The organism is Qipengyuania gaetbuli, assembly GCF_009827315.1.
Classification (GTDB): domain Bacteria; phylum Pseudomonadota; class Alphaproteobacteria; order Sphingomonadales; family Sphingomonadaceae; genus Qipengyuania; species Qipengyuania gaetbuli.
Genome location: NZ_WTYF01000004.1, coordinates 1,158,973 through 1,174,787, shown reverse-complemented (window position 1 = coordinate 1,174,787; position 15,815 = coordinate 1,158,973). Strand labels below are relative to the sequence as shown.

Below are 15,815 nucleotides of genomic sequence, written 5' to 3'. Positions count from 1 at the left end.
AAATTTCCACTTCCCTGATGCGCACTCATTCTGGTTGGCGCGGGAGGCCGGTGCCGATCATCTTGGCGCAATGGCAAAACCCGGAACCATCCATCTCGTCGGCGCGGGGCCGGGCGATCCCGACCTCCTGACGCTGCGCGCTGCCCGCCTGATCGAACGGGCGGCGGTCATCGTGCACGACGGCCTGGTCGATCCCAGCATTTTGGCGCTCGCACGGCCCGATGCGGAGCTCGTCTCCGTGGCCAAGCAGCGTGCGCGCCACACCATGCCGCAGGAAGACATCAATGCCCTCTTGGTGCGCATCGCGCTGTCGGGCGTCGACGTGGTCCGCCTGAAGGGCGGCGATCCCTTCATCTTCGGTCGCGGCGGCGAGGAAGCCGAGGCGGCACGCGCCGCCGGCGTTCCCGTCGAGGTCGTCCCCGGCATCAGTGCAGCCAACGGCGCCGCAGCAGCCGCGCAGATCGCGCTCACCCACCGGGATGCATCGTCCATCGTCAGCTTCGTTGCCGGCCAGTGCAAAGGGCTGAAGCAGCAAAATTGGGCAGGCCTTGCCGGCAAGGGCCGCACGCTTGTGATTTACATGGGCGTCAAGACGGCCCCGATGATCGCCGAGAAGCTGATGGAAGACGGCCTTGCGCCCGACATGCCGGTTGCGGTGATCGAAAACGGCGCGCGCCCGCAAATGCGTGTGCTCCGCGCACCGCTTGCTTGGCTGCCCGAGCTTGTCGAGGCCGAAGCCGTGGTGAGCCCTGCGCTCATCGTGATCGGCGAAGTGACCGCGCGCGACGACATCACCCTTTCAACCCTTGCACAGGAGGTGGCGCGATGAGGCTGCTGACCGGAAACGACCTCAGGACCGGAGCCGTGACCTGGTGGACCGGCAATGACTGGTCGCTCCACGTAGAGGATGCGGTCGATGTGACCGGCACCGAGGACGAGATCGCACGGCGCGAGGAAGCGGCCCGCCGCGTCAACGCGCCCTATGCCATCGATGCTTCGCTGCACCAGGGCCGCCCGCGCCCTTCGCATATCAAGGACCGCGTTCGGGCGCTTGGCCCCACCGTGCGCCCCGACCTGACGCTCAAACCGGCCGATCCCGATATCGGCAGCTGGGTAATCTGACATGTATCGCTATGACCAATACGACCAGGCCATGGTCGATGCCCGCGTGGAGGAATTCCGCGACCAGGCCCGTCGCCGCCTCGAAGGCAGGCTGACCGAAGAACAGTTCAAGCCGCTGCGACTGATGAACGGCCTTTACCTGCAGCTGCACGCCTACATGCTGCGCGTCGCCATCCCCTATGGCACGCTCGACAGCCGGCAGATGCACATGCTTGCCGACATCGCGGACAAGTACGACCGCGGCTACGGCCATTTTACGACGCGCCAGAACATCCAATACAACTGGATCAAGCTGGAAGATGCGGGCGATATCCTCGCCGATCTTGCCGGCGTCGAGATGCATGCCATCCAGACCAGCGGCAATTGCATCCGCAACATCTCTTCCGACCACTTTGCCGGAGCCGTGGCGGACGAGGTCGTCGACCCGCGTCCCTATGCCGAGCTGCTGCGCCAGTGGTCGAGCTTCCATCCCGAATTCAGCTACCTGCCGCGCAAGTTCAAGATCGCGGTCATCGCCAGCGATACCGACCGGGCGGCAATGCGGCTGCACGACATCGGCATCCAGATCGTGCGCAACGCAGCAGGCGAGCTGGGCGCGGCGTTCTATGTCGGGGGCGGGATGGGCCGCACGCCGATGATCGCGCCCTGCATCAACGCCTTCGTCCCGCTCGACCGGATGGTGACCTACGCCGAAGCGGCGCTCAGGGTCTACAACCGCCACGGACGACGCGACAACAAGTACAAGGCGCGCATCAAGATCCTCGTCCACGAACTGGGCGCGGAGGAATATACGCGCCAGGTCGAGGAGGAATTCGCCCACCTGCTCGGGCAGGGCGTCGAACCGCCCTTCGCCGAACTGGAGCGTATCCGCGGCTATTTCGAGGACCCGCTGTTCGAGGACGGCCTGTCCGACGAAATCGACCGGAGCGATCCCGATTTCGCGCTGTGGGTCGATCGCAACACGATCGCGCACAAGGCGCCGGGCTATGTTTCAGCGGTGATCAGCCTGAAGCCGGTCGGCGGCATTCCGGGCGATGCCACGGCCGAGCAGATGCACCTGATGGCCGACCTCGCCAGGGATTACAGCTTCGACGAGCTGCGCGTCATGCACACGCAGAACATCGTCCTGCCGCATGTCCGCAAGGCCGACCTGTACGCGCTGTGGACCGCGCTGGAGGCAGCGGGGCTGGGCAGTCCCAATCTCGACACGATCGAAGACATCATCGCCTGCCCGGGGCTCGATTATTGCAGCCTCGCCAATGCGCGTTCGATCCCCGTCGCGCAGAAGATTTCCGAACGCTTCGCCGCAAACGGCAAGACCGAGGCGCTGGGCCAGCTCAAGCTGAAGATTTCCGGCTGCATCAATGCCTGCGGGCATCACCATGCAGGCCACATCGGCATCCTCGGCGTCGACAAGAAGGGCGTCGAAAACTACCAGCTCCTGCTTGGCGGGAGCGAGGCGGAAGACGTGAGCCTCGCCAAGATCACCGGCCCCGGCTTCGACGAGGCTGGCATCGTCGACGCGGTGGAAACGGCCGCTGACGTCTATTTGCGCGAGCGCCGGGACGGCGAGCGCTTCCTCGACACCTATCGCCGTATCGGCATGACCCCGTTCAAGGAGGCCCTGTATGGCTGACTTCGTTTCCGACACCGACACGCTGATCCGCTTCCGCGACGACGAACAGGTCGACGATGCGGCGGTGACGGTCGATTCCTTCCTCGACCAGCAGGATGCCAGCGCGGTCCGCGTGGAACCGGGCGACGACGCACGCGCGCTCATCCCGCACCTTGGACGCCTGTCGCTGGTCGAGGTGAACTTCCCCGCCTTCGGTGACGGGCGCGGCTATTCCTCCGCCCGCATCCTGCGCGAAGCAGGATATGAAGGCGAGCTCAGGGCAGTGGGCGACGTGCTGGTCGACCAGGTCGCCTACATGCGGCGCTGCGGTTTCGATGCCTTCGAACCCGATGCCGCGCTCGACGAAGGCGATCTGGAATCGGCGCTCGATCGCTGGCCCGAAGTATACCAGCCTGCAGCTGATGCCCGCCAGCCTATCTGGGCCAAGCGACATGAGGGCGCGCGCCCCGCATGAACGAGACGCGGCCCATAGATCGGCTCGATACAGGGCCGCGGTTCACGGACCATGACGCGGTCCGGCTGAACCGCATGTTCCGCGGCAGCGAGACCGAGGAATGGCTGCGCGCGGTCATCGAGGGCAATCTGGTGGGCGACATGGCGATCGTCTCCAGCTTCGGCGCGGAGAGCGCTGTTCTGTTGCATCTCGTGTCCGAAATCGACCACTCGATCCCGGTGCTGTTCCTGGAAACGGGCAAGCATTTCCCCGAAACGCTGGCCTATCGCGACGAGCTTACCGACCTGCTCGGGCTCAACCGGGTGGATGTTTATCCCGACCTTGCCGATCTCCAGTCCCGCGACGAGACGGGGCTTCGCTGGTCCTACGATCCCGACGGTTGCTGCGAATTGCGCAAGGTGCGGCCGCTGGAAAAGGCGCTTGCGCGGTTCGATGCCAGCCTTACCGGGCGCAAGGCGTTCCAGTCTTCCACCAGGGCGAACCTGCCGCGCTTCGAGGTCGATACCTCCGATGCGCAGGGGCGGCTCAAGGTCAACCCGCTGATCGACTGGAAAGCGGAAGACATCGCCGCCTACATGAGCGTGCACGAACTGCCGCGCCACCCGCTGGTCGAACGCGGCTTTCCCTCCATCGGCTGCTCGCCCTGCACACGCGCCGTCGCCCCCGGCGAAGACCCGCGCGCGGGGCGCTGGTCGGGCTGGGACAAGGTGGAATGCGGCATCCACAAGCCGGGCGAGGAGCCCTTCCTGTAAAGGAACAGGCGGGCGCCGCCCGGCGACGCCCGCCCGAATGTTATTCGGCGGCGGCTACGCGCTCGACCGTGACCGTGTTTCCTTCCGGATCGACAGCGGTCCAGACACCGTTCGCATCTACGGATTCGGTGTGGCAGACCTCGGTCGCGCCTTCTTCGTCCTTGGTGGTGCAATACTGGTTGCCGCGCTGGACCCAGCGGCCGGTTTCGGTTTCGCCGGTGGGCGAGGTGGAAGTGTAGGTGCCGTCTTCGCTGACCGCTTCGGTCCACACTTCACCTTCGGCGGTTGTCACCTTGAAATCGCCATAGGGCGGGCCGCCATCGGCAGCCATTGCGGCCGCTTCCTCGGCTGCGGGCTCTTCGACTGCGGCTTCGTCGGTTGCTTCGGTGGCGGGCTCGGAACAGGCGGAGACAGCCGCCAGTGCAGCGACAAGTACAAGTCTTTTCATGCTTTTTCCCCAAATCGTGATCGTTGAGGCGGTCGTTCCCGCCAATGCGACTCGCGATCCCTGGCAGCACGCTATGCCTGTGCGCGGCCTATGCCAAGCCTATCGCAGCCAGCCTTCGCGCCGATACCACTCGGCAGTCTCGCGCAGGCCCTCCTCGCCGGGGATGACCGGCTCCCACACGGCGCGGGGCACCTTGCGATCGGAACGGGCGACCCAGTTGGGATGGGTCATGTAGCCGACCCGGTCCGCAGTGAGCCGGGCCTTGTCGCCGCGCAGCATCCGGTCGCCCTTGGCCGCGAGTTCCAGCACGGTTTTGGGCAAGTGCGGGGCGAAGACCCGCCGGTTCACCGCCGCGCCGATGGCCTTGGCGAGTTCCTTGTGCGACCAGCCGCCCTCGCGCCCGTCATCGGGCTCGAAGGTGCGGCGGCGCACCAGCGCGGGCTGGGCGTCGACCAGGTCGAGCAGCAGGCGCGCCAGGTCGTGGACGTGGATGATCGAGCTGGCCCCGCCCGGCGGCAGCGGCACGAAACCCCATGAGGCGGTGCGGAACATCTCGAAGTAGTCGACGTCGCGCGGGCCATAGACGCCCGGCGGACGGATGATCGTCCAGTCGAGCCCGCTCGCTTCCACCAGCGTCTCGGCCTCCGCCTTGGATGCGCCATAGGCGGACAGGGCCGGCTCTCGCGCCGAGAGCGAGGAAACGAAGACGAAGCGCTTCACCCGCGCTTCCTTGGCGGCGGCGATCAGCCTCCCGGTCCCGGCGACATTGGCCTCATGGAAGGCGGCAGGTTCGGGTGCGTTGGTCAGCCCCGCGACGTGCACGATGGCCTCGGTCCCTTCGCACAGGGCCGCCAGCGCTGCCTCGTCCGAGAGTGTGCCCGGCAGCCATTCCACGCCCTTTCGCGGCGGCTGCGGCTTGCGGGTGAGCGCGCGCACGGTGATGTCGCGCTGCTGCGCCACGTCGAGCACGGCCTGCCCGACGAACCCCGTTGCCCCGGACAGCGCGATTGTCATGCGCGCACCATGTGGTCGCGGTGGACGACTGCGGCGCGCGGCACGTAGCCGAGCCGTGCCGCTTGCTCGTCTTCGCGCAGGCCGAGGATGGCGCGGCATTCCGCGGCATCGTATTCGACGAGGCCCTGTCCGAGCCGCTCGCCTTTCGCGCCGTGGATCGCAACAAGGTCACCGCGGCGGAAATCGCCTTCGACCTCGGTCAGGCCCGCGGCCAGCAGGCTGGCCCCACGCTCCAGCGCAAGGGTGCAGCCGGCATCGACCGTCAGCACGCCTGCAGGCGCGAGGCGGCCCGAAAGCCAGGCCTTGCGCGCGCTTTCATCGCCCTGTGCGACGAACAGCGTGCCGATGCCGGCGTCGAGCGCCCGCGAGATAGGCTTGTCGTGGGTCCCGTTGACGATCGCCAGCGCAATGCCTGCCCGTTCCGCGATGCGCGCGGCCTGCAGCTTCGCAAGCATTCCGCCCGAACCGAGGCCCGATCCCGAGTCCGCGCTCGCCATGGCGATGATTTCGGGCGTGACACCTTCAACACGGGGGATGAGCGCCGCATCCGGCTCTTTCGGATTGCGGTCGTAGAGGCCGTTCACGTCGGACAGCAGCAAGACCGCTTCCGCACCTGCCGCCTGCGCCACGCGCGCGGCCAGCCGGTCGTTGTCTCCGAAGCGGATTTCTTCGGTTGCGACGCTGTCGTTCTCGTTCACCACCGGGATGGCGCCTGTCTCGACGAGGCGGCCCAAAGTGGCGGCGGCATTGAGATAGCGCCTGCGGTCTTCAAGGTCGCCCAGCGTCACCAGCATCTGCGCGGCAAGGAGACCCTGCGCGCCCAGCGCATCGGCCCAGAGGCGCGCGAGTTCCACTTGCCCGACCGAAGCAGCGGCCTGCGCATCGGCAAGGCTCGCCCGGCCGCCCTTTTCGAGGCCGAGCTTGGCCGCGCCCAGCGCGATCGCGCCTGAAGAGACGACGATGATCTCGGTCCCGCCGGCGCGAAGCTGCGCCAGTTCCTCCGCCAGAGTGGCGAGCCAGGTCCGGCGCGGCTGTCCCCGCTCGACCAGCAGTGCCGAGCCGATCTTGACGATCAGGCGGCGGGTGCTGCGGATCTCGGCGAGGGACGCGATGGCCATGACGGTGTCAGATGGGCGACCAGTCGGCCGCGTCGTCGGCGTCCATGTCCTCGACCTCGGCGGCCTTGGTTTCGGTCGAAGTGCGGTCGGGCAGATAGCCGAGCACGGCGTCGAGCAATTCGTCGATGCCTTCGCCCGTGGCGCCGGAAATGGAGAACACCTTGTCAGCACCCGCGGCCAGCAATTCGTCCGCAAAGGCCTTGCCAAGTTCGCTGTCGGCGAGGTCGAGCTTGTTCAGCGCGACCAGCTGCGGCTTGTCGATCAGGCCTTCGCCATAGGCTTCCAGCTCGGCATTCACAGTCTGGTAGGCGTCGGCCGGGTCCTGTCCGGCAATGTCGATCAGGTGGATGAGCACGCGGCAACGTTCGATATGGCCGAGGAAGCGGTCGCCGATGCCCGCGCCATCGGCTGCGCCCTCGATCAGGCCCGGAATGTCGGCAAGGACGAACTCGCGGCCCTTGTGGCGCACCACGCCGAGCTTGGGCACCAGCGTGGTGAAGGCGTAGGCGCCGACCTTGGCCTTGGTATTGGTGACCTGGTTGATGAAGGTCGACTTGCCCGCATTGGGCAGGCCGAGTAGGCCCACGTCGGCGAGCAGCTTCAGCCGCAGCCAGACCCACATTTCCTCGCCCTGTTCGCCCGGCTGGTGCTGGCGCGGGGCGCGGTTGGTGGAGCTCTTGTAGCTGGCGTTGCCGCGGCCACCCATGCCGCCTTCGAGGAAGACGACGCGCTGGCCGACCTCGGTGAAATCGGCGAGGACTTCCTCCTTGTCTTCCGACAGGATCTGCGTCCCGACAGGCACGTGGATCACAAGGTCGTCCGCGCCTGCGCCGGTGCGGTCGCGGCCCATGCCGTGGCCGCCGCGCTTGGCCTTGAAGTGCTGCGAATAGCGGAAGTCGATCAGCGTGTTCAGGCCCTGCACGGCTTCGAACACGATGTCGCCGCCCTTGCCGCCGTTGCCGCCGTCGGGTCCGCCGTATTCGATATACTTCTCGCGGCGGAAGCTGACGGCGCCGGGGCCGCCCGCGCCGCTCTTGAGATAGATCTTGGCCTGGTCGAGGAAATGCATGGGAGCGCCCCTAGTCGGTTTTGTCGGTAATGGCGAGTATCGGCGCACGTCGGAACGCCAAATGTCTTTGCGGGCACGGCCAAACGCATCTACGCCGCCTGCCATGCAGTTCGACGATCTGATGCGCCGCTATTTCGGCACCGACGACCTTGGCGAAGTCACGCCCCCCGCGCTCGAAGCGGGGATCGAGCGTGCCCGCGTCGACCTGGGCCTGGAAAAGGACCGGGGCCGACGCTTTGCCCTGTGGTCGCTGCTGTTCATTCTCGGCGCCGCGCCCGACCTCGACGTCGCCTTCAAGAGCGAGGAGGACCGCGAGGCGGCACGGAATTTCATGGATCTCCTCGCCGCGAGCGAGGCGGCGGAAGAGGACGAATAAGGGGGGGTGGTGCCGGCTGCAGGAGTCGAACCCGCGACCTGATGATTACAAATCAACTGCTCTACCAACTGAGCTAAGCCGGCATTCCCTATTGTCCTAACGCTTCGCTGCTTGAGGACGGGTGTTTTTCCCATCCTATAGCTTCGCTGCTTGAGGACGGGGTGCGCCTTTCGGTCAAAGCGTCCCGAAAGTCCAGCCTTCTGTTCGGGCGATGCCCTTGGTGAGGCCGCTGGGCTGCCAGCGTGACGGATCGCCTGCAACCTTGCGCAGCCAAGCGGCGGACAGCAGGGCATCGGACGCATGGTCGTCGAGCGGGCCCGCACCGCTTACCGGCGGCGAACCGAGAGCCGATTGCGCCGCGTTCAATTCCTCGAAGCTGCGCATCTTCGCGCGCCCTGCGCTCCGTCCCGCTTCGATAGCAGCGAGGCTGGTGTAGATTTCAACCAGCGCAGAGCCTTCGCCCGGCAGCGGATCGACGGGCCAGACGGGCAGGCGCCCGCGCAGGCGGTTCAGCATCCGCATCCCCGTCAGGCTCGACTTGCCGACCTGCGCCGCGCCGACGAGATTGAAGTTCGAATAGGGTTTGCAGCCCATCTTGGCCTGCGCCGTCTCGGTGGCGCGGAAGCGTCCGCGACCATGCGCGGCATTGTCGCATCCGAAGAAGCGGCCGGTCTCGATCCCGTCGCGGAAATAGGGGCGGAAATCGGGATGCTCCAAGAAGGGTTGCGCACCGAGATGCGGCTCCGACCGGCAGACGTCGTCGATCACCGACCAGAGTGCAGGCGCATCGGGAATATCCTCGCGATGGCCCGGGAAGAAGGCGCCGCAATCAACGTGCGGCAAGGCAATGCCGAGATCGACGCCGACCAGCGTATCGCCGGGCAGGTCCTCGGCAAGTACCGCGAGCACGTCCTCGCGCCCCCAGCCTGCGCCACGTTCGACGAGGACGGGCGGGCCGCCCGTGGCATCGGCGATGGCGAGGGCGATGCCCTTCTGGCGCGGCCCCTTCGCACCCGACCAGTCGATCGCGAGGAAGTGGCTGAACCTAGCCACGATCGCGCCTGAGCTTGTCCCAATAGTCGAGCCGTTTCCTGACCTCCCGCTCGAAGCCGCGTTCGACGGGCTCGTAATAGGTCTGCGGCTCCATTTCTTCGGGCCAGTAATTGTCGCCCGAAAATCCGTCCTCGGCATCGTGGTCGTAGCTATAGCCCGAGCCGTAGCCGATATCCTTCATCAGCTTGGTCGGCGCATTGAGGATGTTCTGCGGTGGCATCAGGCTGCCGGTTTCATTCGCGGATTTGAACGAGGCCTTCTGCGCCTTGTAGACCGCGTTCGATTTGGGCGCGGTGGCAAGGTAGGTGCAGGCCTGTACCAGCGCGAGCTCGCCCTCGGGGCTGCCGAGGAATTCATAGGCGTCCTTCGCCGCCATGCACTGAACCAGCGCCTGCGGGTCGGCCATGCCGATATCCTCGACCGCCATGCGCACCAGCCGGCGGGCAAGGAAACGCGGTTCTTCGCCCGCGGTCAGCATCCGCGCGAGATAATAGAGGCTCGCCTGCACGTCGCTGCCGCGCACCGCCTTGTGGAGCGCGGAAATCAGGTTGTAGTGCCCCTCGCGGTCCTTGTCGTAGACCGCGACGCGGCGCTGGAGGAACTTGCCGAGTGCCGCCGGGTCGAGCGGCTCGGGAATTTTCGCATTGTAGAGCATCTCTGCCTGGTTGAGCAGGAACCGCCCGTCGCCATCGGCGCTTGCGACCAGCGCGTCGCGCGCCTCGGGAGTGAGGGGCAGGGGGCCTTCGAGTTCTTCCGCCCGGTCTAGCAACTGGCCGAGCGCGGCATGGTCGAGCCGCTGGAGGATCAGGACCTGCGCGCGGCTGAGCAGTGCGGCGTTGAGGGCGAAGCTGGGGTTCTCCGTCGTCGCACCGACGAGTGTGACCGTGCCGCGCTCGACGAAGGGCAGGAAGCCGTCCTGTTGCGCGCGGTTGAAGCGGTGGATTTCGTCCACGAACAGCAGCGTGCGCTGCCCGGCCTCGGCGGCCTTGTCGGCCGCGGCGAAGGCTTTCTTGAGGTCCGCGACACCGCTGAATACGGCGCTGACGCTTTCGAAGCGCATGCCCACGCTGTCAGCCAGCAGCCGGGCGATGGTGGTCTTGCCGGTACCGGGCGGCCCCCACAGGATCATGCTCGACAGGCGGCCGGCGGCGACCATGCGCCCGATTGCGCCTTCGGGACCGGTCAGATGGTCCTGCCCGATTACGTCGTCCAGCGAGGCAGGGCGTAGGCGGTCGGCCAGCGGCGCGTCCTCTCGGACGGCATCCGTTGCAGGCGTCGGGGGCAGATCATCGGGAAACAGGTCGGTCATTCGTCGGCTGACATAGGGCGTCGGCAGACAAATTGCAGCGCCCTCTTGTGTATCGCTTTTTGTAAGATATATCTTAGTGCTATCGAAGATATGAAGGAATTGCCAATGCACAAGGCATACAAGTGGCGCAAGTTCGGAAAGATGCCCTACGTCGACATGATGGCGGGCGGATGGGACGAGGCTTTCGGCCGCGACGGCCCGTTTGGCCCCGATGGTCCGTTCGGTCCGGGCGGGCCTTTCGGCAGGCGCGGAGGATCGCGTCGTCGCCGCATGTTCGGCTCGGGCGAATTGCGGCTCGTACTGCTCAAGCTACTCGCGGACGAGGCACGGCACGGGTACGAACTGATCAAGGCGGTCGAGGAACTGACCGGTGGCAGCTACGCACCCAGCCCGGGCACGGTCTATCCGACCCTGTCGCTGCTGGAAGACGAAGGCGCGATCGCGCAGGCCAAGGGTGACGAGACGCGCAAGGCGTTCGAGGCGACCGAAGCGGGCCGGGCCGAACTGGCCGATCGCGCCGACGAGGTGGAGGCACTTTTCGCGCGTCTCGAAGGCCACGGCGAGCGCCGCCGGGCTTATGCCACCCCAGAGATGTTCAGAGCGGTCGGAAACCTCGCCACCGTTCTCAAGAACAAGGCCCGGAGCGGCGAACTCGACGACGCCATGATCCGTGAAATCGTGGATCTGGTCGACGATCTGGCAAAGAAGGTCGAACGGCTCTGACACGCTCCTGCTTGCGCCTCCAGTCCGCGCCGCTAGTCTGCGCGGCGGAGAGGTCGCAAATCGGAGGGAAGTGATATGGACGCTTCTGCGAAAGCGCCGGTGCACCTGTGGGTGGTCGGCCTGTTGTCCTTGGTTTGGAATGGTTTCGGTGCCTACGACTATTTCATGTCGAAAACCGAGAACCGCGAGTATCTCGCCGGCATGATGGAGCCGACCGGCGTTACGGTCGATGCCGCCATCGAATACATGAATGCCATGCCGCTGTGGGCCAATATCGGCTGGGGCCTCGGCGTATGGGGCGCGGTGGCAGGTTCGGTCCTGCTGCTGATGCGCAAGCGCCATGCTTTCCACGCATTCGTCGCCTCGCTGATCGGCCTTGTGCTGGGGATGCTCCACCAGTGGTCCAGCCCGATGCCGGGCATGACCGACACGACCACGCCAATGATTTTCACGCTGGTGATCTTCGGGATCACGCTGTTCCTGCTGTGGTATTCGCGCAGGATGACAGCGTCGGGCGTCCTGTCCTGACCTGAAACCTACCGGCCTGTGGCTGCGCGACCGGTGTGCAGCCGCAGGTAGGTATCGATTACCGCCTGGTTGATCGCGTCCCAGCTGTAGGCGCGGGCTGCGCGTTCGCCTGCCGCGCCATGCGCAAGGCGCAGCGCGTCGTCCGTGCAATAGGGAGCCAGCGCTACTGCGCAGCCCTTGGCAAAGGCATCGGTCTTGCTCGGCGGGACCAGGCGGCCGGTTTCCCCGTCGCGGACAAGGCTGGCCGCGCCGGTCGCGCCCGCGGCAACCACGGGCAGGCCGCAGGCCATCGCTTCCAGTGTGACGTTGCCGAAGGTCTCCGTGATAGACGGGTTGAAGAAGATGTCGCCACTGGCGAGCGCGCGGCCAAGGTCCTTGCCGGTCTGGAAGCCGACGAAAATGCCGCCGGGCAGCGTTTTCTCGAACCAGCCGCGAGCCGGGCCGTCACCGATGACGAGGACCTTGTGCGGCACCTGCCGCTTGCGCAGTTCGACGATGGTGTCGGCGAACACGTCGAGCCCTTTTTCCATGACCAACCGGCCGAGGAAGACGATCGCCACGTCATCGTCTGCCAGCCCGTTAGCGCGGCGCCATTCCATATCGCGGCTGGACGGATCGAAAATCTCGCGGTCGACGCCGCGCGACCAGATGCTGATGTCCTCGTGCATGCGCTGCGCCTTCAGTTCGGCGATCTGGCTGTCGGAGGGTGCGACCAGCGCGTCGCAGCGATTGTAGAACCGGCGCAGTCCTGCCTCGACCACCGGTTCGAGGAAGGAAAGGCCGTAATAGCGCGGATAGGTTTCGAAGCGGGTATGGACGCTCGCCAGCACGGGCAGGTCGCGCTTGCGGGCCCATCTCAACGCCCCGTGCGCAGCCGGGTCGGGCGAGGAGAGGTGCATGGTGTTCGGCGCGAAGCGGGCAAGGTCTTCCTCTACCGCGCTGCCTAGCCGCAGGGGCAGACGGTATTCGCCGCGCCCCTTTACCGGCATCCGGACGTTCGGGATGTCGACGAGATCACCCGTAGCCTCGAAATCGGGCGCTTCGACGACCGGCGAATAGACGCGCAGCTTCGCCCCCTGCCGCAGGATGTAATCCGCCAGCCGGTTCAGTGCCTGATTCGCCCCGTCGCGGGTGTAATTGTAGTTCCCGCTGAACAGGGCGATGCGAAGATCCGTTACGTCCATTGCCTGCGCCCATAAGGCGCAGGACCGTTTTTGGCGAGAGGGCGTTGATCCGGCAGGGCGAACGGCCTGTCGATGGATTCCTATTTCGCATTGACTTGCTGCGTTGCAACATTATTGCCGCCAGCGGGCCACGCGGTCCCAACGCCGCGCGTGCTCTCTGCAAGGAGAGAATACATGACTGCCGAACCGACGCTCAAGCCTGAGCGCCCTTTCTTTTCGTCGGGTCCGACCGCCAAGCATCTCGGCTGGTCGGCTTCCAACCTCAAAACCGAATCGCTCGGACGCTCGCATCGCAGCGCCCTCGGCAAGTCGCGGCTGAAATATGCCATCGACCTGTCGAAGGAGATGCTCGGCGTGCCCGAGGATTACCTGGTCGGCATCATGCCCGCCTCGGACACCGGCGCGCTGGAATGCGCCATGTGGACGATGCTGCGCCCCGACCGCCCGGCCACGGTCGCGGCATGGGAAAGCTTCGGAAATGTCTGGATCCAGGATGCGGTCAAGCAGCTCAAGCTGCCGAAGCTGACCGCGCTCGATGCCGATTACGGCGAAATCCCCGACCTCGCGTCGATCCCGCAGGACAATGACGTCGTCTTCACCTGGAACGGCACCACCTCGGGCGCCAAGATCCCGAACACCGACTGGCTGGCCGAAGGCCGGGAAGGCGTGACCATCAACGACGCTACCAGCGCTGTCTTCGCGATGGAGATGGACTGGGGCAAGCTGGATGCCACGACCTACAGCTGGCAGAAGGTGATGGGCAGCGAAGCCCAACACGGTATGCTGATCCTCAGCCCCAAGGCAGTGAACCGGATCGAGGAATATGATCCCAAATGGCCGCTGCCCAAGCTCTTCCGTCTCAAGAAGGGCGGCAAGATCAACGAAGGCATCTTCCGCGGCGAGACGATCAACACGCCCTCGATGCTGGCGACCGAAGACTACATCGACGCGCTCGAATGGGCGCAGGCGCTCGGTGGCCGCAAGGCCATGTTCGAACGCGCCGACGCCAATGCCAAGATCGTCAAGGACTGGATCGAGGCGACCCCGTGGCTGCGCAACATGGTCTCCGACCCTGCCAAGCAGACCAACACTGGCGTGTGCTTCGTCTTCCAGGGCGACTGGTACGAAAGCCTGTCCGACGAGGATAAGGCGGGCGTTCCGAAGAAGATCGTCAAGCTGCTCGAAGACCGCGATGTAGGTTACGACTTCAACGGCTACCGCGATGCCCCGCCGAGCTTGCGCATCTGGTGCGGCGGCACGGTCGAACAGGAAGACCTGAAGCGTCTCCTGCCGTGGATCGAATGGGCCTACGAGCAGGTCAAGAACGGCTGATCCGGCTGGCGGCCCCACTGCGGGCCGCCGCCTCTTCTCACAATATCAATGCCCGGCCGATCGCCGGGAGAACGACAGGAATATTCCGTCATGAGCAAACCCAAAGTCCTCATCAGCGACAAGATGGACCCGAATGCCGCCCGCATCTTCGAAGAGCGTGGCTGCGATGTCGACGTGAAGCCGGGCATGACCCCGGATGAACTCAAATCCGTGATCGGCCAGTACGATGGCCTCGCCATCCGTTCGGCGACCAAGGTCACGCCCGAAATCCTCGATGCCGCGACCAATCTCAAGGTCGTGGGCCGCGCCGGTATCGGCGTCGACAACGTCGATATCCCCTATGCCAGCGGCAAGGGCGTCGTCGTGATGAACACGCCGTTCGGCAACTCGATCACCACGGCCGAACACGCCATCGCCATGATCATGGCGCTGGCCCGCCAGATCCCTGCTGCCGACCGCCGCACGCAGGCAGGCGAATGGCCGAAGAACGATTTCATGGGCGTCGAAGTGACCGGCAAGACGCTGGGCCTTATCGGCGCGGGCAACATCGGCTCGATCGTAGCCAGCCGCGCGCTCGGCCTGAAGATGAAGGTCGTCGCTTTCGACCCCTTCCTGACGCCCGAACGCGCCATCGAGATCGGGGTCGAAAAGGTCGATCTCGACACGCTGCTGGCCCGCGCGGATTTCATCACGCTGCACACGCCGCTGACCGACGAAACGCGCAACATCCTCAGCCGTGAAAACCTCGCCAAGACGAAGAAGGGCGTGCGCATCGTCAACTGTGCGCGCGGCGGACTGATCGACGAGGAAGCGCTCGCCGATGCACTCGACAGCGGCCAGGTGGCAGGTGCGGCACTGGACGTGTTCCAGACCGAACCGGCCAACGAGAGCCCGCTGTTCGGCAAGCCCAATTTCATCTGCACCCCGCACCTCGGCGCCAGCACGACCGAAGCGCAGGTCAATGTCGCGCTGCAGGTGGCAGAGCAGATGGCCGATTTCCTGGTCAACGGCGGCGTCACCAACGCGCTCAACATGCCGAGCCTGAGCGCAGAAGAAGCGCCCAAGCTGAAGCCCTACATGGGTCTTGCCGAAAACCTCGGCAGCCTCGTCGGCCAGCTGGCGCATGGCAACCTCACCAAGATCAGCATCGAGCGCGAAGGCGCTGCTGCCGAACTGTCGGGCAAGCCGATCGAAGGCGCGGTGCTGGCAGGGCTGATGCGCCAGTATTCGGACACGGTGAACATGGTCAACGCGCCCTTCCTCGCCAAGGAACGCGGCCTCGACATCCGTTCGATCCGGCACGAGAAGGAAGGCGCGTACAACACCCTCCTGCGCGTGACGGTCGGCACCGATGCAGGCGACCGTTCGGTTGCAGGCACGCTGTTCGGGGCCGAGGCGCCGCGCCTCGTCGAGATTTTCGGCGTGCGCATCGAGGCCGAACTGGACGGGCACATGCTCTACATCGTCAATCAGGACGCGCCGGGCTTCATCGGCCGTATCGGTTCGCTGCTGGGTGAGAGCGGCATCAACATCGGCACCTTCAACCTCGGCCGCCGCGAAGCGGGCGGGGAAGCGGTGCTGCTGCTAAGTGTCGACCAGCCGATCCCACAGGACGTGGTCAAGGCGGCTTGCGCGCTGGAAGGCGTGAAGACTGTTATCCCGCTGGAATTCTGAGACGCGATAGGGCAGGGGGCGGC

At 65.6% G+C, this 15,815-nt stretch carries 17 protein-coding genes and 1 tRNA gene; 10 read left to right on the top strand and 8 right to left on the bottom strand.

Translation table 11 applies throughout. From position 1 onward, the window contains the following. Window positions 1-70 precede the first annotated feature (70 nt). The 5 genes from cobA to GRI42_RS08190 are packed head-to-tail and all read left to right on the top strand — an operon-like array spanning window position 71 to window position 3,964. Entirely contained in the window at window positions 71-829 is a 759-nt protein-coding gene (cobA, locus tag GRI42_RS08210; protein WP_160607931.1) for a uroporphyrinogen-III C-methyltransferase, read from the top strand. Beyond that, window positions 826-1,122, top strand: coding sequence for a DUF2849 domain-containing protein (locus GRI42_RS08205; protein WP_160607929.1), 297 nt, complete (start codon window positions 826-828; stop codon window positions 1,120-1,122). The genes cobA and GRI42_RS08205 overlap by 4 nt, the downstream gene beginning before the upstream one ends. A gap of 1 nt (window position 1,123) precedes the next feature. Continuing rightward, the gene (locus tag GRI42_RS08200) at window positions 1,124-2,758 is read left to right on the top strand and encodes a nitrite/sulfite reductase (RefSeq protein WP_160607927.1); all 1,635 of its coding nucleotides are present in this window, start codon (window positions 1,124-1,126) and stop codon (window positions 2,756-2,758) included. Beyond that, complete coding sequence (locus GRI42_RS08195; RefSeq protein WP_160607925.1) at window positions 2,751-3,212, top strand: DUF934 domain-containing protein; 462 nt, start codon at window positions 2,751-2,753, stop codon at window positions 3,210-3,212. The genes GRI42_RS08200 and GRI42_RS08195 overlap by 8 nt, the downstream gene beginning before the upstream one ends. After that, window positions 3,209-3,964: a phosphoadenylyl-sulfate reductase gene (locus GRI42_RS08190; RefSeq protein ID WP_160607923.1), complete on the top strand. Its 756-nt coding sequence runs from the start codon at window positions 3,209-3,211 to the stop codon at window positions 3,962-3,964. The genes GRI42_RS08195 and GRI42_RS08190 overlap by 4 nt, the downstream gene beginning before the upstream one ends. A 40-nt stretch (window positions 3,965-4,004) precedes the next feature. Here the strand turns inward: GRI42_RS08190 and GRI42_RS08185 are convergent, their stop codons facing one another. The 4 genes from GRI42_RS08185 to obgE form a co-directional block, all read right to left on the bottom strand. Continuing rightward, entirely contained in the window at window positions 4,005-4,412 is a 408-nt protein-coding gene (locus GRI42_RS08185; protein WP_160607921.1) for a hypothetical protein, read from the bottom strand. A 99-nt stretch (window positions 4,413-4,511) separates the two neighbouring features. After that, the gene (locus tag GRI42_RS08180) at window positions 4,512-5,426 is read right to left on the bottom strand and encodes an NAD-dependent epimerase/dehydratase family protein (protein ID WP_160607919.1); all 915 of its coding nucleotides are present in this window, start codon (window positions 5,424-5,426) and stop codon (window positions 4,512-4,514) included. Then, entirely contained in the window at window positions 5,423-6,544 is a 1,122-nt protein-coding gene (proB, locus tag GRI42_RS08175; RefSeq protein WP_160607917.1) for a glutamate 5-kinase, read from the bottom strand. The genes GRI42_RS08180 and proB overlap by 4 nt, the downstream gene beginning before the upstream one ends. Window positions 6,545-6,551: 7 nt before the next feature. After that, on the bottom strand, window positions 6,552-7,613 hold the full coding sequence (gene obgE, locus GRI42_RS08170; RefSeq protein ID WP_160607915.1) for a GTPase ObgE: 1,062 nt from the start codon (window positions 7,611-7,613) through the stop codon (window positions 6,552-6,554). A gap of 103 nt (window positions 7,614-7,716) precedes the next feature. Between obgE and GRI42_RS08165 the strand changes: the two genes are divergently transcribed. Further along, complete coding sequence (locus GRI42_RS08165) at window positions 7,717-7,989, top strand: hypothetical protein (RefSeq protein ID WP_160607913.1); 273 nt, start codon at window positions 7,717-7,719, stop codon at window positions 7,987-7,989. 7 nt (window positions 7,990-7,996) lie between these two features. Here GRI42_RS08165 and GRI42_RS08160 read toward each other — a convergent pair. From GRI42_RS08160 to GRI42_RS08150, 3 genes are all read right to left on the bottom strand, one after another. Next, window positions 7,997-8,072, bottom strand: a tRNA-Thr gene (locus GRI42_RS08160). A 91-nt stretch (window positions 8,073-8,163) separates the two neighbouring features. After that, window positions 8,164-9,042: a hypothetical protein gene (locus GRI42_RS08155; RefSeq protein ID WP_160607911.1), complete on the bottom strand. Its 879-nt coding sequence runs from the start codon at window positions 9,040-9,042 to the stop codon at window positions 8,164-8,166. Further along, on the bottom strand, window positions 9,035-10,351 hold the full coding sequence (locus GRI42_RS08150) for a replication-associated recombination protein A (RefSeq protein WP_160607909.1): 1,317 nt from the start codon (window positions 10,349-10,351) through the stop codon (window positions 9,035-9,037). Before GRI42_RS08150 ends, GRI42_RS08155 begins: the two co-directional genes overlap by 8 nt. Window positions 10,352-10,456: 105 nt before the next feature. Here GRI42_RS08150 and GRI42_RS08145 point away from each other — a divergent pair, with 105 nt between their 5' ends. Together GRI42_RS08145 and GRI42_RS08140 are read left to right on the top strand one after the other, a co-directional pair. After that, window positions 10,457-11,074 carry a PadR family transcriptional regulator gene (locus tag GRI42_RS08145; protein ID WP_234033914.1) on the top strand — a complete coding sequence of 206 codons (618 nt, stop codon included), beginning with the start codon at window positions 10,457-10,459 and terminating at the stop codon, window positions 11,072-11,074. Between the two features lie 75 nt (window positions 11,075-11,149). Next, window positions 11,150-11,602 carry a hypothetical protein gene (locus GRI42_RS08140; protein WP_160607907.1) on the top strand — a complete coding sequence of 151 codons (453 nt, stop codon included), beginning with the start codon at window positions 11,150-11,152 and terminating at the stop codon, window positions 11,600-11,602. An 8-nt stretch (window positions 11,603-11,610) separates the two neighbouring features. On the opposite strand, the gene GRI42_RS08135 is transcribed toward GRI42_RS08140, so the two are convergent. Then, window positions 11,611-12,786 (bottom strand): glycosyltransferase family 4 protein, encoded by a 1,176-nt coding sequence (locus GRI42_RS08135; RefSeq protein WP_160607905.1) that lies wholly within the window; start codon window positions 12,784-12,786, stop codon window positions 11,611-11,613. 174 nt (window positions 12,787-12,960) lie between these two features. Between GRI42_RS08135 and GRI42_RS08130 the strand changes: the two genes are divergently transcribed. Next, window positions 12,961-14,118, top strand: a complete 1,158-nt coding sequence (locus GRI42_RS08130; protein ID WP_160607903.1) for a phosphoserine transaminase — start codon at window positions 12,961-12,963, stop codon at window positions 14,116-14,118. 90 nt (window positions 14,119-14,208) lie between these two features. Continuing rightward, complete coding sequence (gene serA, locus GRI42_RS08125) at window positions 14,209-15,792, top strand: phosphoglycerate dehydrogenase (RefSeq protein WP_160607901.1); 1,584 nt, start codon at window positions 14,209-14,211, stop codon at window positions 15,790-15,792. The last annotated feature ends 23 nt before the right edge of the window (window positions 15,793-15,815 follow it).